The 18,362-nt window shown below is 62.4% G+C and carries 15 protein-coding genes and 1 pseudogene; 10 read left to right on the plus strand and 6 right to left on the minus strand.

What is annotated here, in order from left to right:
- Positions 1–3: 3 nt before the first annotated feature.
- Positions 4–1,020 (minus strand): annotated as a pseudogene (locus ACQZ2L_RS15825) (HAMP domain-containing protein); the annotation flags it as partial.
- Positions 1,021–1,186: 166 nt separating this feature from the next.
- Here ACQZ2L_RS15825 and ACQZ2L_RS15830 point away from each other — a divergent pair.
- The gene (locus ACQZ2L_RS15830; RefSeq protein ID WP_430326898.1) at positions 1,187–2,662 is read left to right on the plus strand and encodes a helicase HerA-like domain-containing protein; all 1,476 of its coding nucleotides are present in this window, start codon (positions 1,187–1,189) and stop codon (positions 2,660–2,662) included.
- A 205-nt stretch (positions 2,663–2,867) separates the two neighbouring features.
- Here the strand turns inward: ACQZ2L_RS15830 and ACQZ2L_RS15835 are convergent, their stop codons facing one another.
- Together ACQZ2L_RS15835 and ACQZ2L_RS15840 are read right to left on the minus strand one after the other, a co-directional pair.
- The gene (locus tag ACQZ2L_RS15835) at positions 2,868–4,340 is read right to left on the minus strand and encodes an inorganic phosphate transporter (protein ID WP_101321946.1); all 1,473 of its coding nucleotides are present in this window, start codon (positions 4,338–4,340) and stop codon (positions 2,868–2,870) included.
- Positions 4,341–4,639: 299 nt separating this feature from the next.
- On the minus strand, positions 4,640–4,840 hold the full coding sequence (locus ACQZ2L_RS15840; RefSeq protein ID WP_101321945.1) for a hypothetical protein: 201 nt from the start codon (positions 4,838–4,840) through the stop codon (positions 4,640–4,642).
- Positions 4,841–5,393: 553 nt separating this feature from the next.
- Here ACQZ2L_RS15840 and pcaR point away from each other — a divergent pair.
- The 9 genes from pcaR (at position 5,394) to pcaC (ending at position 14,977) form a co-directional block, all read left to right on the plus strand.
- The gene (gene pcaR, locus ACQZ2L_RS15845) at positions 5,394–6,263 is read left to right on the plus strand and encodes a pca regulon transcriptional regulator PcaR (protein WP_430326899.1); all 870 of its coding nucleotides are present in this window, start codon (positions 5,394–5,396) and stop codon (positions 6,261–6,263) included.
- A 285-nt stretch (positions 6,264–6,548) separates the two neighbouring features.
- On the plus strand, positions 6,549–7,895 hold the full coding sequence (locus tag ACQZ2L_RS15850) for an MFS transporter (RefSeq protein WP_430326900.1): 1,347 nt from the start codon (positions 6,549–6,551) through the stop codon (positions 7,893–7,895).
- A gap of 178 nt (positions 7,896–8,073) precedes the next feature.
- The gene (locus ACQZ2L_RS15855; protein WP_101321942.1) at positions 8,074–8,934 is read left to right on the plus strand and encodes a CoA transferase subunit A; all 861 of its coding nucleotides are present in this window, start codon (positions 8,074–8,076) and stop codon (positions 8,932–8,934) included.
- Positions 8,931–9,710 carry a CoA-transferase subunit beta gene (locus ACQZ2L_RS15860; RefSeq protein WP_430326901.1) on the plus strand — a complete coding sequence of 260 codons (780 nt, stop codon included), beginning with the start codon at positions 8,931–8,933 and terminating at the stop codon, positions 9,708–9,710. Before ACQZ2L_RS15855 ends, ACQZ2L_RS15860 begins: the two co-directional genes overlap by 4 nt.
- Positions 9,707–10,912 (plus strand): 3-oxoadipyl-CoA thiolase, encoded by a 1,206-nt coding sequence (pcaF, locus tag ACQZ2L_RS15865; RefSeq protein WP_430326902.1) that lies wholly within the window; start codon positions 9,707–9,709, stop codon positions 10,910–10,912. Before ACQZ2L_RS15860 ends, pcaF begins: the two co-directional genes overlap by 4 nt.
- A gap of 196 nt (positions 10,913–11,108) precedes the next feature.
- Positions 11,109–12,398: an MFS family transporter gene (locus ACQZ2L_RS15870; RefSeq protein ID WP_101321939.1), complete on the plus strand. Its 1,290-nt coding sequence runs from the start codon at positions 11,109–11,111 to the stop codon at positions 12,396–12,398.
- A gap of 9 nt (positions 12,399–12,407) precedes the next feature.
- A complete protein-coding gene (locus ACQZ2L_RS15875) occupies positions 12,408–13,772 on the plus strand; it encodes a 3-carboxy-cis,cis-muconate cycloisomerase (protein ID WP_430326903.1) in 1,365 nt (454 codons plus the stop codon).
- 10 nt (positions 13,773–13,782) lie between these two features.
- Positions 13,783–14,574: a 3-oxoadipate enol-lactonase gene (gene pcaD / locus ACQZ2L_RS15880; RefSeq protein WP_430326904.1), complete on the plus strand. Its 792-nt coding sequence runs from the start codon at positions 13,783–13,785 to the stop codon at positions 14,572–14,574.
- A gap of 10 nt (positions 14,575–14,584) precedes the next feature.
- Entirely contained in the window at positions 14,585–14,977 is a 393-nt protein-coding gene (gene pcaC, locus ACQZ2L_RS15885) for a 4-carboxymuconolactone decarboxylase (RefSeq protein WP_430326905.1), read from the plus strand.
- Positions 14,978–15,022: 45 nt separating this feature from the next.
- Here pcaC and ACQZ2L_RS15890 read toward each other — a convergent pair whose 3' ends face one another.
- The 3 genes from ACQZ2L_RS15890 to ACQZ2L_RS15900 form a co-directional block, all read right to left on the minus strand.
- Positions 15,023–15,547 carry a DUF962 domain-containing protein gene (locus ACQZ2L_RS15890; protein WP_430326906.1) on the minus strand — a complete coding sequence of 175 codons (525 nt, stop codon included), beginning with the start codon at positions 15,545–15,547 and terminating at the stop codon, positions 15,023–15,025.
- Positions 15,548–15,649: 102 nt separating this feature from the next.
- Entirely contained in the window at positions 15,650–16,609 is a 960-nt protein-coding gene (locus ACQZ2L_RS15895; RefSeq protein WP_430326907.1) for a LysR family transcriptional regulator, read from the minus strand.
- A gap of 153 nt (positions 16,610–16,762) precedes the next feature.
- Entirely contained in the window at positions 16,763–18,016 is a 1,254-nt protein-coding gene (locus ACQZ2L_RS15900) for an OprD family porin (protein WP_430326908.1), read from the minus strand.
- Positions 18,017–18,362 lie beyond the last annotated feature (346 nt).

Consider the following 18,362-nt stretch of genomic DNA (forward strand, 5'->3'; position numbering starts at 1 on the left):
TTCGACGAAGCGGTTGAAGGCGCTGCCGAGCACACCGAATTCATCCTGGCTGTGAATGGTCAGGCGTTTGGTCAGGTCACCTTCGCCCTGGGCAATGTCTTCCATGGCGCGGGTCATGGTGTGCAGTGGCTGCAGCAGAACCCGAATCAGCAGGCCGAGCAGGGCAATGATGATCACCACCGCGACGACCGTGGCGATCACCGCCGAGGTGCGGAAGGTGCTGAGCATGGAGAAGGCTTTGTCTTTGTCGACCGACAAGCCGATGTACCAGTTGGCCGCAGGCAGGCCTTTGATCGGGGTGAAGGTGACCAGACGGTCCTTGCCATCAGCGCTGACCTCGGTCAGTTCGCCAGAAAGCCTCGGCGTGTTCTGTGGGAACAGATCCGACAGCGGTTTCATGACCAGGTCTTTGTCCGGGTGCACGAGGATCTTGCCTTGGTCGTTGACCAGAAAGGCGTAACCCATACCGCCGAAGTTCAGCGAGTTGATGATCTCGACCAGGCCGTCGAGTGCCAGGTCGCCGCCAACCACGCCGACGCTGGTCGAAACCTTGCTGATGATGCCGATGACCATCTTCTGGGTGGCCATGTCGATGTACGGCTCGGTCAGGATCGCGCCGTTGGCAGCCATGCCATCCTTGTACCAAGGCCGCACACGCGGGTCGTACCCAGCCGGCATCGGCGAGTCGGGGCGCACGCTGAAACCGCCATCGACCTTGCCCACATAGACCGTGAGGAAGCTTGAGATCAGGGCATTCTGGCCGAGCAGGGTCTCTGCATCAGCGGGCGCCTGGGCGATGTTCTGCGCGAGGTTCTCTACCAGCTTGATCCGGCCATCGAACAGATTGCGCACGTTGGTTGAGGTTGATGCGCCCATCTCTGTCAGATAGTTTTCCAGATCCTGGCGAATCGCATTACGCTGCAGGTAATCGTTGTAAAGGGTGAACAAGCTGAACGCGAGTATCACGATAAGCGATGCGGCAATAAGAATCTTGTGGCTGAAACGAAGGCTTTTGTTCATGGCGTGATCGGTTCCGCTAAGGTGATATCGGGTCGTTCGCACAAAGCGCTGAAAACAGTGCAACTAGTCCCGCAAGTCACTTTGGGGATGTTCCTGTCTTTAAGGCAATTATCACCACGACATATCGGCCGTTATTCGGCAAAGCTTGAGGAGAGGATGAAACAACATGTCAGATTCTTCGCAAATCGTTGTAGGGGCGGGAGCTGACGGCCAGCCTGTCAGCCAGGCCATGCGCCTGGCCAACCGCCACGGTCTTGTGGCCGGAGCCACCGGTACAGGCAAGACCGTAACCCTGCAGCGCCTGGCCGAGGTCTTCAGTGACGCCGGCGTGGCCGTATTCGCTGCCGACGTGAAAGGCGACCTGTGCGGCCTCGGTGCTGCCGCGACGCCGCAGGGCAAGGTCGCCGAGCGCATTGCCGGGATGCCATGGCTGGGACACAGCCCGAAGGCGTATCCGGTGACCCTGTGGGATATTGCCGGCAAGTCGGGCCATCCGCTGCGTACCACCCTTAGCGAAATGGGCCCATTGCTGCTGGGCAACCTGCTGGAGCTGACCGACAGCCAACAGGCTGCCTTGTACGCAGCGTTCAAGGTGGCAGATCGGGATGGTTTGCTCTTGCTCGATCTGAAAGACCTCAAGGCCCTGCTCAATCACCTCAAGGACAATCCGCAGGTGCTTGGTGACGACAGTGCGCTGATGACCAGCAGCTCCACCCAGGCGTTGTTACGGCGTCTGGCGACGCTTGAGCAGCAGGGTGCCGAGGCATTGTTCGGCGAGCCGGCCTTGCAACTTGAAGACCTGCTACAGCCGACGGCTGATGGCCGTGGGCGGATTCATCTGCTCGACGCTAGCCGCTTGGTGCATGAAGCACCCAAGGTTTACGCGACCTTCCTGCTGTGGCTGCTGGCTGAGCTGTTCGAGCAGTTGCCGGAGCGCGGGGATGCGGAAAAACCACTGCTGGCGCTGTTCTTCGACGAGGCGCACTTGCTGTTCAATGGCACACCCAAGGCGCTGCAGGATCGCCTGGAGCAGGTGGTGAGGCTGATTCGCTCGAAAGGCGTTGGGGTGTATTTCGTCACTCAATCGCCTGCAGATCTGCCCGATGCGGTGCTGGCTCAGCTCGGCTTGCGCATTCAGCATGGCTTGCGGGCATTCACCGCCAAGGAGCAGAAGTCGTTGAAGGCGGTTGCCGATGGATTCCGGCCGAACCCCGCTTTTTCCACCCTGGGTGTGCTGACCGAGTTGGGCATAGGTGAGGCGCTGGTCGGTACCTTGGAGGACAAAGGCACGCCGGCGATGGTCCAGCGCGTGCTGGTCGCCCCGCCACAGTCGCGGATCGGGCCGTTGAGCAGTGCCGAGCGCGATGCATTGCTCGCAGCCTCCAGCCTCCGGGGCCGTTACGACCAGCCGATTGACCGCGAGTCTGCCTATGAAATGCTCACCCAGCGTAAAGGTGAGCCAGCCGAGCCGGTGCCGCAGGCCAAGCCTGAGCAGGACAGCTTCGTCGACAAGGCGGGGGAGTTTTTGCAGGGGGCGGCAGGGCAGGCGATCAAGTCGGCGGTGCGCCAGGCGGCCAATCAACTGGGTCGGCAGTTGATGCGCGGGTTGATGGGGTCGTTGCTGGGCAACAAGCGGCGTTGATGATTGTCAGTTAAGACAAATTGGGGCCGCTTTGCAGCCCTTCGCGGCGGTCCGGCGTCCCGGTAAACCCGCTCCCACAGGTACAGCGCAAACCCTGACTTTGGCGCTGTTCCTGTGGGAGCGGGTTTACCGGGACGCCGGACCGCCGCGAAGGGCTGCAAAGCAGCCCCAAAATGAGCAATCAAAGCTCAACTTTCATGTCACTTCAGCTGATCGCCTTGGTGGCTAGCCAGAACAACCCGGCAGCCAGACCTACCGTTGCCGGCAGGGTCAGTACCCAGGCCAGCAGGATGGTCTTGACGGTGCCGCCTTGCAGGCCGCTCTTGTTGGCGACCATGGTCCCGGCTACGCCCGAAGACAATACATGGGTGGTCGACACCGGCAGGCTGAACACGTTGGCCATGCCGATCGCACAGGCTGCGGTGATCTGCGCCGACATGCCCTGGGCATAGGTCATGCCCTGCTTGCCGATCTTCTCGCCGACGGTCAGTACCACGCGCTTCCAGCCGACCATGGTGCCCAGGCCCAAGGCCAGTGCTACCGCGACGATCACCCAGAACGGTGCATATTCGGTGGTGGCGGTGAGGTCTTTGCGCAGTTTTTCCAGGTCGGACTTCTCGCGCGGCTCAAGGCCCGGCAGCTTGCCGACCTTTTTCGCGGTGTCGTCCAGGCACAGCAGGTAGCGGCGCACTTCGACGCGCTGCTCGGCGCCCAGCGCGCGGTAGTCGGTCACGCCTTGCAGCGACGACTGCAGCGCGGCAATGGTCGGCTCGGTCTGCTGCGGGTTGCAGCTGAACTTCTCCGGCAGATCGCCCGCCTGGGCTTTGCCCAGGGCCAGGAACTCACCCAGCATCGCTTCATTGCGCTGGTAGAACTGGCTCAGGTGCAGGGTTGCATCACGGGTGCGTTCGATCTGGTAAGTGGTGCTGTTCAGGTCGAGCACGAACTTGTCCGGGACGATGCCGATCAGCACCAGCATGATCAGGCCGATGCCTTTCTGGCCGTCGTTGGAACCATGCACAAAGCTCACGCCCATGGCCGAGATCACCAGTACCAGGCGGTTCCAGAACGGTGGATGCTTCTTGTCGTCGAGCTTGCGGCGCTGCTCCGGCGTCTTGTGCATCTTCGACAGCGGGCGCCACCACTTCAGCCCCAGCAGAACCAGCGCCGCCACGGCAAAGCCGGCCAGTGGCGAGAGCACCAGCGACATACCGATGTCGATTGCCTTCTGCCAGTTGACGCCATCACCCAGCGGGATGTCGCTGATCAGCGCGTTGGCCAGGCCGACACCGAGGATCGAGCCGATCAGGGTGTGCGAACTCGAGGCCGGGATACCGAAGTACCAGGTGCCCAGGTTCCAGGCGATGGCCGCGGCCAGCAACGAGAAGACCATGGCCAGGCCGTGACCGGTGTTCACGTTGATCAGCAGTTCCACCGGCAACAGGTGGACGATGGCATAGGCCACGCCAACGCCGCCAAGCAGCACGCCGAGGAAGTTGAACACGCCGGAGAAGAACACGGCGAGGTGCGGGGGCATGGCTTTGGTATAGATGACAGTGGCTACCGCGTTGGCGGTGTCATGAAAGCCATTGATGAACTCGAATGCGAGTACAAAGGTGAGCGCGAGCACCAGGCTCACTACTACCCAGGCATCCAATCCGCTGAATAAATCGATCATGAAGGTTTTCTGGCGGTCGTAGGGGGGCCGGATTATGCCAGAAAACCATGGCAGCCGATGCACCCCCGGCAGACCGATGGCAGCAAAAAAAGCCCGGTACCGTTACCAGTGCGCTGCACCATGATCGATATTTTGCAGGGTAAATTCCGTCAAGTGCGTTAAACGGCGGCGATTTTACCCAAAGCACGTGCCGCCACGTTCATTCAAACGTCTGTATGAAATTTGTGTAATTCCATTTCATGGGCAGTTAGGACGCTGCCTTGGCGCTACTCGACACAGTCAATGCCTGGCCTGAATGTTCAGGCCTCGTCGCCGCGCAGGTCCTTTTCCATCTTTTCCAGTTCCTGGGCGAATACCTGGTCCTGGACAGTCGCGCGTTTGCGCCACGGTTTGCGCTCGGGTTCGGATTGAGCGGCGTAGGTGGTGACTTCACCACCGTACACATCCTTGAAACGTTCGGCCTGACGCTCAAGCTCGGCGCGCAGTTCATCTTTCGTCACAGTAAATACCTGACTAGTTAGAGTAAAGACTCCGGCTTCGGCATGCAGTATCGGGCATGCGGCCACGCAACCAGAGCGAGTGTGCTGTCGCAGCGACAGGGTTCAAGCAAGCAAGGGCATCAGAGCATGCGATGTGAGGATCAAGGCTATATAGGGAGGCGGGGAGCCGGCTATCGCCGATCTGGCATGCTCGAGCAGTGATTCAAGTGACTCAAGTGTAGCAACCGGCTGAAGTTTGATCATCGGTCTTTACTGATAGTGAAGCAAGACTTTGGCGATGAGCAAGTAGCAGGTGATTTCATCATTTGTACTGCAAGAACTTGGAGTGGAGAGAAGCGATTAAGTTCGTATTGCAGCACAAGAGGAATAATAAACGGCCCCGCGTCAGCGAGGCCGTGCCTGGGGACTTCTACGGTGGGTACCTGACCAGTCTCTCCAAAGAAGCCACATGTGGCAGGAGAAAGGTATAAGCAAAAGTGTCAGCGGTCAATTGCGATTATCGGCCGTTCGTTCGATAATCGCACGAAGCGCCCATTATTTTTCGAGGTCAGCCATGAGCGACGAAAGCTTGCCCACCGTTTCCCCGATGCCTGAGCGCGCCGGCTCTGCAGCAATGGCGCCGCCCATCGTTGCGTCGCCGGCCAAACGCATTCAGGCCTTCACCGGTGATCCGGACTTCATGACCTCGCTGGCGCGCGGCCTGGCGGTGATTCAGGCGTTTCAGGAGCGCAAGCGGCACCTGACCATCGCGCAGATCAGCCACCGTACCGAGATCCCTCGTGCAGCAGTGCGGCGCTGCCTGCACACATTGATGAAGCTGGGTTACGCCACGACCAATGGGCGGACCTATTCATTGCTGCCCAAGGTGCTCACGCTTGGCCATGCCTATCTGTCGTCGACGCCGCTGGCGATGTCGGCCCAGCCGTATCTGGACCGCATCAGCGACCAACTGCACGAAGCCGCCAACATGGCCACCCTCGAAGGCGATGACATCCTCTACATCGCACGTTCGGCCACGGTCGAGCGGCTGATCTCGGTCGACCTCTCGGTGGGTGGACGACTGCCCGCCTATTGCACCTCGATGGGGCGGATTCTGCTGGCCGCGCTGGACGACGCCAGCCTGCATGAATACTTCGATCGCGCCGATCTCAAGGCCCGCACCAGCCGTACACTGCATGACAAGGAATCGCTGCTTGCCTGCATCCAGCAGGTTCGCGCGCAGGGCTGGTGTGTGGTCGATCAGGAACTGGAGCAGGGCCTGCGTTCGATTGCCGTGCCTATCTATGATGCTTCGGGGCAGGTACTCGCGGCGCTCAACGTCAGTACCCATGTCGGCCGGGTCACCCGCAGCGAGCTTGAGCAGCGATTCCTGCCAATCCTGCTCGCTTCAAGCCGGGACCTGTGTACCCAACTGTTCGGCTGAACCCGGCAGCTGCGCAATCTACTGTTCGATAAACGCCCATACTTGCGGCCAACGAATTGCGCAGCCTACGCGCGCTGATTAATGTCTCTCGCAACGGTCGGCTGTGCCGACCGAACAAGAACAACATGCGAGGCAACACCATGATCACTGTCTTTTCTGAGCTGCGGGCGTACCCGCATCCAGTGTCGTTGTATCCAGGCTGACGCCAGGCCGTAACCGTCTCTTCGCAACCTGCGCCAACAGTGCGCCGGGGTTTTGCTTGCGCCGACTTTCTGGATAACAACAATGAACAAACCGCAAACCAACGTCGGCAGCTGCCTCGACGTTCAGTCCTTTATCAATCAGCAGCCGCTGTCGCGCTATCAATGGCGGGTAGTGATCCTGTGCTTCCTGATTGTCTTCCTCGATGGCCTTGATACTGCCGCCATGGGCTTTATCGCTCCGGCGCTGTCACAAGAGTGGGGTATCGACCGGGCCAGCCTCGGCCCGGTCATGAGCGCCGCGCTGATCGGCATGGTATTCGGCGCACTGGGCTCAGGCCCGCTGGCTGACCGCTTTGGTCGCAAGGGTGTGTTGGTCGCTGCCGTGCTGGTGTTCGGCGGCTTCAGCCTGGCGTCGGCCTATGCAACCAATGTCGACCAGTTGCTGATCCTGCGTTTTCTGACCGGCATTGGCCTCGGCGCCGGCATGCCCAACGCGACTACGCTGCTGTCTGAATACACCCCCGAGCGGCTCAAGTCGCTGCTGGTGACCAGCATGTTCTGCGGCTTCAACCTGGGCATGGCCGGTGGCGGCTTCATGTCAGCCAAACTGATCCCGGCCTACGGCTGGCACAGCCTGCTGGTTGTCGGCGGCGTGCTGCCGCTGATCCTGGCAGTGGTGTTGCTGTTCTGGCTGCCGGAGTCGGCGCGTTTTCTGGTAGTGCGCAACCGCAGTATCGACAAGATCCGCAAGACCCTGGCGCCGATTGCGCCGGCAATCGTGGCCAAGGCGGCCAGCTTCAGCGTTCCGGAGCAAAAAGTCGTCGCCGCGCGCAGCGTGTTTGCGGTGATCTTCTCCGGCACTTACGGGCTGGGCACCCTGCTGTTGTGGATGACCTACTTCATGGGTCTGGTCATCGTCTACCTGCTGACCAGCTGGCTGCCGACGTTGATGCGCGACAGTGGCGCGAGCATGGAGCAGGCGGCGTTCATCGGTGCGCTGTTCCAGTTTGGCGGTGTGCTCAGTGCGGTCGGTGTCGGTTGGGCGATGGACCGTTACAACCCGCACAAGGTCATTGGCGTGTTCTACCTGCTGGCCGGGATATTTGCCTACGCGGTTGGCCAGAGCCTGGGCAACATCACCCTTCTGGCAACGCTGGTGCTGGTCGCCGGTATGTGTGTCAACGGTGCGCAATCGGCCATGCCGTCGCTCGCAGCCCGGTTCTATCCGACCCAGGCGCGGGCTACCGGGGTATCGTGGATGCTCGGCATCGGCCGCTTCGGCGCGATTCTCGGGGCGTGGAGCGGGGCAACCCTGCTTGGCCTTGGCTGGAACTTCGAGCAGGTGCTGACTGCGCTGCTGGTGCCTGCGGCGCTGGCCACGGTCGCGGTGATCATCAAAGGCTTGGTAAGCCACGCCGACGCAACCTGATGCAGCTTGGGCAATCGTCCGCAGGCCGCTTGTACCGCGGCTTTGCGGCGTTGAACAGCAATGGATAGCACAACAACAAAATGTTCGATAATCGAACAAGTAATCGATTATCGGATTGTGCGGCGTGTCCAGCTTGCTTAATCTGAGCTCAACGCAGCATCCTGACCAGGAGTCTCCAATGGCAGCAATCCTCTCGCTTCACGAGGCCGTGAAGCAGTTCATCCAGGACGGCGACACCGTCGCTCTCGAAGGCTTCACCCACCTGATCCCGACCGCCGCTGGCCACGAGATCATTCGTCAGGGCAAACGTGACCTGACGCTGGTGCGGATGACCCCGGACCTGATCTACGATCAGTTGATCGGCGCCGGTTGCGCCAGCAAGCTGATCTTCTCCTGGGGCGGTAACCCAGGTGTCGGTTCGCTGCACCGCCTGCGTGACGCCGTGGAAAAACAATGGCCGCACGCGATCGAGATCGAAGAGCACAGCCACGCCGACCTGGCCAACGCCTACGTCGCCGGCGCTTCGGGCCTGCCCTTTGCCGTGCTGCGTGCTTATGCCGGTTCCGACCTGCCCAAGGTCAACCCGCTGATCCAGAGCGTTACCTGCCCGTTCACCGGCGAAGTGCTGGCAGCGGTGCCGTCGGTGCGCCCTGACGTGACCGTAATTCACGCGCAGAAGGCCGACCGCAAGGGCAACGTCCTGCTGTGGGGCATTCTCGGCGTCCAGAAAGAAGCAGCACTCGCGGCCAAGCGCTGCATCGTCACCGTCGAAGAAATCGTCGACGACCTGCAGGCACCGATGAACGCCTGCGTACTGCCGACCTGGGCGCTGTCTGCCGTGTGCCTGGTGCCAGGTGGCGCGCATCCGTCCTACGCCCACGGTTACTACGAGCGCGACAACCGCTTCTACCAGGCCTGGGACCCGATCGCCCGTGACCGCGCGACGTTCACCGCCTGGATCGACCAGTACATCCGCGGCACCGCCGACTTCAGCGAATTCAAGGCCAAGCTGGCCAGCACCACGGAGGCCGCACAATGAGCTACTCCACTTCCGAAATGATGACCGTCGCCGCTGCCCGCCGGCTGCGCAATGGCGCGGTGTGCTTCGTCGGTATCGGCTTGCCGTCCAAGGCCGCCAACCTGGCACGCCTGACCTCGTCGCCTGACGTGGTGCTGATCTACGAATCTGGCCCGATCGGCGCCAAGCCGACTGTACTGCCGCTGTCGATTGGTGATGGCGAGCTGGCCGAAACGGCCGACACCGTGGTGCCGACCGGCGAGATCTTCCGCTACTGGCTGCAGGGCGGGCGCATTGACGTGGGCTTCCTTGGCGCTGCTCAGGTCGACCGCTTCGGCAACATCAACACTACCGTCGTCGGTGACTACCACGCCCCGCGCACGCGCTTGCCAGGTGCCGGCGGCGCGCCGGAAATCGCCGGTTCCGCCAAGCAGGTGCTGATCATCCTCAAGCAGTCGCCGCGTGCATTCGTCGACAAGCTCGACTTTATCACCTCGGTCGGCCACGGCGAAGGCGGCGACTCGCGCAAGCGTCTAGGCCTGCCCGGTGAAGGCCCGGTGGGGGTCATCACCGATCTGTGCATCATGGAGCCGGAAGCCGGCAGCAATGAATTCGTGGTCACCTCGATTCACCCAGGCGTGACCCGCGAGCAGATCATCGCCGCCACTGGCTGGGCCATTCGTTTTGCCGACGACGCGCTGATCACTGCTGCGCCGACCGAGCTGGAACTGACCGCGCTGCGTGATCTGGAAGAGCGCACCGCTGCCGCCCACGGCCAGAAGCCAGGAGAAGCGTGATGCGTGAAGTATTCATCTGCGACGCCATCCGTACCCCCATTGGCCGCTTCGGCGGCGCCCTGGCCAGCGTGCGTGCCGACGACCTCGCGGCAGTGCCGCTGAAGGCGTTGATCGAGCGCAACCCGTCGGTGCAATGGGATCAGGTCGACGAGGTGTTCTTCGGCTGCGCCAACCAGGCCGGTGAAGACAACCGCAACGTTGCGCGCATGGCGCTGCTGCTGGCCGGTTTGCCGGCGAGCATTCCCGGGGTCACCCTGAACCGCCTGTGCGCGTCGGGCATGGACGCCATCGGCACAGCCTTCCGCGCCATCGCCAGCGGCGAAATGGAGCTGGCAATTGCCGGCGGCGTTGAGTCGATGTCGCGTGCGCCGTTCGTCATGGGCAAGGCCGAGAGCGGTTACTCGCGCAACATGAAGCTGGAAGACACCACCATCGGCTGGCGCTTCGTCAATCCACTGATGAAGAGCCAGTACGGTGTCGATTCGATGCCCGAGACGGCCGACAACGTTGCCGACGATTATCAGGTATCGCGTGCCGATCAGGACGCCTTCGCCGTGCGCAGCCAGCAGAAGGCCGGTGCCGCGCAGGCGGCGGGTTTCTTCGCTGAAGAGATCGTGCCGGTGCGCATCGCCCACAAGAAGGGCGAGACCGTGGTCGAGCAGGATGAACACCTGCGACCTGACACCACCCTTGAAGCGCTGACCCGGCTGAAACCGGTCAACGGCCCGGACAAGACCGTCACCGCCGGCAACGCCTCGGGCGTCAACGACGGTGCTGCGGCGCTGATTCTGGCCTCGGCCGAAGCGGTCAAGAAGCACGGCCTGACCCCGCGTGCGCGCTTGCTCGGCATGGCCAGCGCTGGCGTTGCGCCGCGGGTGATGGGCATTGGCCCGGTGCCTGCGGTACGCAAGCTGACCGAGCGCCTGGGCATCGCCGTGGCAGATTTTGATGTCATCGAGCTGAACGAAGCCTTTGCCAGCCAGGGCCTGGCGGTCCTGCGCGAGCTGGGTGTGGCGGATGATGCGCCGCAGGTCAACCCGAACGGTGGTGCTATCGCCCTTGGCCACCCCTTGGGTATGAGCGGCGCACGCCTGGTGCTGACCGCACTGCATCAGCTGGAAAAAACCGGCGGGCGCAAAGGCCTGGCGACCATGTGTGTAGGCGTCGGCCAAGGCCTGGCGTTGGCTATCGAGCGGGTCTGAGCAAGCGCAACATGCAGCCTGGCCGTTTTGTCCCGCCGCGCCAGCAGTGCTCAGGTCCACGCAACCTGAGCACTGCTGGTCTGGGTTCGCAACGCGGCCAGACTGCCCTTCAACCCCGACCAAAGCCGGGCTGGCGGAACATGAGTGTTACTGAGTATGTCTAGACTTGACGGTAACCCTCAGGAGTAATCCCACCATGACCTCAATTCATTACACCGGTGAAGAGCGCAGCAAGCGCATTTTCGCCATTGTCGGTGCATCATCAGGCAACCTGGTGGAGTGGTTCGACTTCTACGTCTACGCCTTCTGCGCAATTTATTTTGCGCCGGCCTTCTTTCCCTCCGATGACCCTACGGTGCAGTTGCTCAACACCGCCGGAGTATTCGCTGCGGGCTTCTTGATGCGGCCAATCGGTGGCTGGATCTTCGGTCGCTTGGCCGACCGCAAAGGCCGCAAACACTCGCTGATGATCTCGGTGCTGATGATGTGCTTCGGCTCGCTGATCATCGCCTGCCTGCCCACCTACGCCAGTATTGGCGCCTGGGCACCGGCGCTGCTGTTGCTGGCGCGGTTGATTCAGGGCCTGTCGGTGGGCGGTGAATATGGCACCACCGCCACCTACATGAGCGAAGTGGCGTTGCGCGGCCAGCGCGGCTTCTTTGCCTCGTTCCAGTACGTGACCCTGATCGGCGGCCAGTTGCTGGCAGTGCTGGTGGTGGTAATCCTGCAGCAGCTGCTCAGCGAAGATGAGCTGCGTGCCTGGGGCTGGCGCATCCCGTTCGTGGTCGGTGCCGTTGCGGCGTTGATCTCGCTGATGCTGCGCCGCTCGCTGCACGAGACCAGCACCGCCGAGGCGCGTCAGGACAAGGACGCCGGCAGCGTCAAAGGCCTGTTCCGCAACCACGCCGCAGCGTTCATCACCGTGCTCGGTTACACCGCCGGTGGCTCGCTGATCTTCTACACCTTCACCACCTACATGCAGAAGTACCTGGTCAACACCGCCGGGATGAACGCCAAGAGCGCAAGCTTCGTCATGACCGGGGCGCTGTTCCTGTTCATGATCCTGCAGCCGGTGTTCGGCATGCTCTCCGACCGGATCGGCCGGCGCAACTCGATGCTGTTGTTCGGCGCCCTGGGCACCGTGTTCACCGTACCCCTGTTAATGGCGCTGAAGACCGTCACCAGCCCGTTCATGGCCTTCGTGCTGATTACCCTGGCGTTGTGTATCGTCAGCTTCTACACCTCCATCAGCGGCCTGGTGAAGGCCGAGATGTTCCCGCCGCAGGTGCGCGCCCTTGGCGTCGGCCTGGCGTATGCGGTGGCCAACGCGCTGTTTGGCGGCTCGGCCGAGTACGTTGCACTGGGCTTGAAGACCCTGGGCATGGAAAACACCTTCTACTGGTATGTCACGGCAATGATGGCGATTGCCTTCCTGTTCAGCCTGCGCCTGCCCAAGCAAGCGGCGTACCTGCACCACGATGACTAAGGATCGACAATGACCCACCGAGCGGACAACCAGCTGTTCGACGCCTACTTCACCGCGCCGGCCATGCGCGAGGTCTTCTCTGACCGTGGCCGTCTGCAGGGCATGCTCGACTTCGAAGCAGCCCTGGCGCGCGCCGAGGCTGGCGCCGGGCTGGTGCCGCACACGGCTGTGCCGGCGATCGAGGCGGCGTGCAAGGCAGAGCGTTATGATGCCCATGCGCTGGCCGATGCCATCGCCACTGCGGGTAATTCGGCGATACCGCTGGTCAAGGCATTGGGCAAAGTGGTCGCCAGCGGCGTGCCCGAAGCCGAGCGCTATGTGCACCTTGGCGCCACCAGCCAGGACGCCATGGACACCGGCCTGGTCCTGCAACTGCGCGATGCATTGACGCTGGTCGAGGCCGATCTGGCCCGCCTGGCCGACAGCCTCGCGCGCCAGGCGCTGCAGCATGCCGATACGCCGCTGGTTGGCCGAACCTGGCTGCAGCACGCGACGCCGGTCACGTTGGGCATGAAGCTGGCCGGTGTGCTCGGCGCGCTGACCCGCCATCGGCAACGGCTCAAGGAGCTGCGTCCGCGCTTGCTCTGCCTGCAGTTCGGCGGCGCCTCGGGCAGCCTCGCGGCTTTGGGCAGCAAAGCGCTGCCGGTGGCAGAAGCGCTGGCCGAGCAGCTCAAGCTGAACCTGCCTGAGCAGCCTTGGCATACCCAGCGTGATCGGCTGGTCGAGTTCGCCTCGGTGCTGGGCCTGGTGGCCGGCAGCCTGGGCAAGTTTGGCCGTGATATCAGCCTGCTGATGCAGACCGAAGCCGCTGAAGTGTTCGAACCCTCGGCGCCCGGTAAAGGCGGCTCGTCGACCATGCCGCACAAGCGCAATCCGGTTGGTGCGGCTGTGCTGATCGGCGCGGCCACGCGGGTGCCGGGCCTGCTTAGCACGCTGTTTGCCGCCATGCCGCAAGAGCACGAGCGCAGCCTCGGCTTGTGGCATGCCGAATGGGAGACGCTGCCGGATATCTGCTGCCTGGTGTCTGGCGCCTTGCACCAGGCCCAGGTGATTGCCGACGGCATGCAGGTTGATGCCGAGCGCATGCGCAGCAACCTCGACCTGACTCAAGGCCTGGTGCTGGCCGAGGCGGTGAGCATTGTGCTGGCGCAGCGCCTGGGTCGGGACCGCGCGCATCATCTGCTCGAGCAGTGCTGCCAGCGTGCAGTAGCCGAACAGCGCCACTTGCGCGCCGTGCTCGGTGACGAGGCGCAGATCAGCGCCGAGTTGTCCGGCGAAGAGCTCGACCGCCTGCTCGACCCCGCTCATTACCTTGGCCAGGCCCGCGTGTGGGTGGCGCGTGCTGTGGCTGAACACCAACAATTCATTGCCTGAGGAGACCGCTGTGGCGCATTTGCAATTGGCTGATGGCGTACTGAACTACCAACTCGATGGCCCCGAGGGCGCTCCGGTGCTGGTGCTGTCCAACTCGCTGGGCACCGACCTGGGCATGTGGGACACGCAGATCCCGGCCTGGAGCGAGCACTTCCGGGTGCTGCGTTACGACACTCGCGGCCACGGTGGCTCGCTGGTGACAGAAGGCCCATACCGCATCGAGCAACTCGGCGCCGATGTGCTGGCGCTGCTGGATGCGCTGGACATCCGCCAGGCGCATTTTGTCGGCCTGTCGATGGGCGGGCTGATCGGCCAGTGGCTGGGGATAAATGCCGGCGAGCGTCTGCTCAGCCTGACGCTGTGCAACACCGCCGCCAAGATCGGCAGCGATGAAGTGTGGAATCCCCGTATCGAAATGGTCCTCAAGCAGGGCCGTCAGGCCATGCTCGACCTGCGTGATGCGTCGATCGCGCGCTGGTTCACCGCAGATTTCGCCCAGACCCAGCCAGCGCAGGCGCAGCGCATCACCGAGATGCTCGCGCAGACCTCGCCGCAGGGCTACGCCGCCAACTGCGCCGCTGTGCGCGATGCCGATTACCGTGAGCAGCTGACCGCGGTGAAGGTGCCGACCCTGATCGTTGCTGGCACTGCCGATGTGGTCACCACGCCTGAGCACGGCCGCTTCATGCAGAACGCCATCGCCGGTGCGGAGTTTGTCGAATTCCCTGCTGCACACCTTTCCAACGTCGAAATCGGCGCGCCGTTCACGGCCCGCGTACTCGACTTTCTGCTGGCCCGCTGAGGAGCGCACCATGGACGAAAAACAACGTTACGACGCTGGCATGCAGGTGCGTCGCGCCGTGCTTGGCGATGCCCATGTGGACCGCAGCCTGGAGAAACTCACCGACTTCAACGGCGAGTTCCAGGAAATGATCACCCGCCACGCCTGGGGTGATATCTGGACACGTCCTGGCTTGCCACGGCACACCCGCAGCCTGATCACCATCGCCATGCTGATCGGCATGAACCGCACCGACGAGCTCAAGCTGCACCTGCGTGCCGCTGCGAGCAACGGTGTGACCCGTGAAGAGATCAAGGAAGTACTCATGCAGAGCGCGATCTACTGCGGGATTCCGGCAGCCAATGCCACCTTCCACCTGGCCGAGTCGGTGTGGGATGAGCTGGGCATCGAGTCGCGTCAGTAAGCACCTGAGCTGGCTTGCCTCACCCGAGGCAAGCTGCACCGGCTGTTACGCCGCCGCCTTTTTCTGGCGGATGGCGACTGGCCCGGCATTCGCCTCCACGGCCTGTTTCAATTGCGGGCACAGCCCGAGCATGAACGCCGCTTCCGCTACCACGAACAACGGCCCGATGATCAAGCCAGTGAGATCATCGACAAACGCCGGCTTGCGCCCCTCGTAGTAATGCCCGACGAACTGGATGATCCAGCCCAGCACGAACGTGCCCAGCCCTGCGCTCAGCCACACGCCGGTGCTCTGCACCGCCAGCGCCTGGCCGAGCCACAGGCACAAGCCCAGCAGCAGCCCCATTACCAGGCCGAAGCGCAGGTCCAGGCGCAGGTAGAACCACACCGACGCCGCCGCTGCCAGCAGGGCTGGTGACAACCACAAACCCGCCAGCTCCCAACCCGGCCGCGACAGCAGCACGGTCACCGCCAGCACGATCAGCGGGATACCGACGAAATGGGTAGCGATGTTGCGTGGGTCGCGATGGTAGTTGGCGTACTGGCTGAGGTGTTCGACGAGGCTTTTCATTGTTATCGCTCCGTGGCGGCGCCTGGCTGATGGTCAATCAGTGAATGCCAGCATAGCCCCTGAACCGGAACGCCGGAACCGAGTATGGGTGATGCGCTGCTATCAGTGCGGCGAATGAGTGGCGCGCAGACCGGCATTAGGTGCCCGCTGGGCAGGCAGCTCTGGCTGATCCAGCCTGATCAGCGTATCGATCATCGCCCTGGCCGCAGCAGTCAGCCGGTAGCCACTGCGGCTGACGATACCGCAACGCACGCTGAGCACCTCCAGACCCGGTGGCAGGTTGCGCCAGTGCAGCCGCACCAGGCGCCCTGCGCTGAGGTCTTCGGCCACTGCTTCCTCGCTGGCCGCGCCTATCGCGTCGCTGCCCAGCACCACGCTGCGCAGCACCGGCAGGTGTTCGGTCTGCAGGTGTGCGCTGAAGTCACTGCGCCCGCTGAGGTTGGCCAGGCGCTTGCGCACGCCAGGGGCGAACAAGGCGCTGGCCAGCGGGTAGGCGAAAAGGTCGTTGGTAGACAAGCTGTCTTTGCTCAGCAACGGGTGGCCGGCGCGGCAGAAGAATAGCCCCGGGCGTGGCTTGAGTGGCTCTGTATGAAAGTACGGATCGGCCTCGAATGGGCGCACATCATCGATAAAGAACTCGATCTGCTCGCGGCGCAGGGCCTGACCCAGGCGTTCGCCATTGTCGACCTGCAGCGCAGTGCGGATCCCGGGATGCAGCTTGATGAACTGCTGCAAGGCGTCGGGCACCAACTGCACGGCCAATGCTGGGCCACAGCCAAACTGCAGCTCCCCCGCGTCGAGCTTGGTCATCTGTGAGACATCGATGCTCAGTTGGGCAGCGCCCTGGACCAGCCTTCGGGCATGCTGCAGTACCACCAGGCCTTCCGGTGTTGGCTGCAGCGCCTTGCTGGCGCGGTCGACCAACGGGCAGCCGAGGGTTTGCTCAAGGCCTTGAATGGCTCGGCTGAATGCAGGTTGGGTAATGCCCATGGCTTCAGCGGCACGAACGAAACTGCGGTATTCGCTGAGGGCAATGAAGTAGCGCAGTTGGCGAAGATCCATGTCGAGCTCTGCGGCGGGCGGGATGGATCTTTTTAGCTTTTGTTACATATTCCGTCAATGATGGTTGATGGTGGTATATAGATCTTTGTGTTCTATGGATAAGCGCTGCGGCCTCTGCGCGATATTGGTGATCACGCAGAGACCGCTAGCGGCTTACAGCAGGTTGAATGGATAGCTGACGATTACCCGGTTTTCGTCAAAGGTATTGGTGCTGTAGTCGCGGCGCATGGTCGAGTTGCGCCATTTCATGGTCAGGTCCTTGAACGTACCCGACTGCACCACATAGGCCAGCTCGCTTTCACGGGCCCATTCCTTGCCGTCATCGACGGTGGCGGTGTGTACGTTGTCGCCTTTGATATAGCGGTTCATCAAGGTCAGGCCAGGCACCCCGACGCTGGTGAAGTTGAAGTCATGACGCACCTGCCAGGAGCGCTCCTTGGCCTGGTCGAAGCTTGAGTTGTAGCTGTCGTTGGCCAAGGTGCCGCCACTGGTGCCGTTGATCCGCATCCAGCCATCATCACCGCTGACCTTCTGCAGGCCGACGTAGAAGGTGTTGCCTTTGTAACGCGCCGAAAGCATGGCCGAGGCGGTGCGGTTGTCCAGTTCGCCGGCACGTTCGGCGCCATCTTCCTTGCCGATGAAGTAACCCAGGTTGGCCCCCAGGGTCCATTCGCCGATGGGCTGGCTGTGGCTCAGGTTCAAGTATTGCTGGCGGTAGATGTCTTTGAGCTGGGCATCCCACAGGCCGATCATCGTGCGTTTGTCGTTGAAGGTGTACTCACCGCCAGCGAAGTTGAAGCGGTCGGAGACAAACGCCCCGCGGCCGTTCAGCGACATGTCTTCCATGCTGGCGTCGTTACGCGGGCTGTTGCCGCGGAACTGGCCGCCGTATAGGGTCAGGCCGTCGATTTCCTTGGAGGTGATCTGGCCACCGCGGAAGGTTTGCGGCAGTGAGCGGCCATCGTCGGAACGCAGAATCGGCAGTACCGGCATCCACTCGCCGACTTTCAGCTCGGTTTGCGACAGACGCGCCTTGAGGGCAACGCCGAGGCGGCCGAAGTCATCTGCCGGGCGACCATCGTCGTGGATCGGCAGCAAGGCAGTGTTGCCGGTGCCCTTGCCACCGTCGAGCTTGACCGAATACAGACCGAGGACGTCGACGCCGAAGCCGATCGTGCCTTGGGTGAAGCCTGAGCGGGCATCGAGGATGAAGCTCTGCGTCCACTCTTCGGCCTTGCCTTGCGGGTTGGCAGGATCGACGAAATTGCGGTTGATGTAGAAGTTGCGCAGGTTGAGGCTGGCCTTGGCGTCTTCAAGAAAACCGCTTTCGGCGGCGAAGGCGGGCAGGGCGCAGGTCATGGCCAACAGGCCGGGCAGCAGCTGGCGTGCGGAGTGCGAAGTGCTCATCTGTTGGAGATCTCTTGTTTTTATGGTTGAGCCGGTGCTTGGATACATCGTGTCCGGGTACGGGGAAGATGTTGCGGCGCATGTCAGGGGCGGGGCAATTCGTCGCACGCGGTATTGGGCGGTTATCGAACGGAATGTTCCAGTTAGTTAATTCTTTTGGATATCGCGCGGTCCCTGTAGGAGCGGCCTTGCCGGGGCGCCGGACCGGTCGGAAAGGCCAGCGGAGCTGGCCCGGCGATGTCAGCGGCGGAGCTGAAAATTTGGGGGCGCTTCGCACCCCTTTCGCGACACAAGGCCGCTCCTACATGGACCGCGTCGCTGTGGTACGCGCGCACAAAAAAGCCCA

The sequence above is a fragment of the Pseudomonas shirazensis genome, assembly GCF_050496565.1.
Taxonomy (GTDB): domain Bacteria; phylum Pseudomonadota; class Gammaproteobacteria; order Pseudomonadales; family Pseudomonadaceae; genus Aquipseudomonas; species Aquipseudomonas shirazensis_A.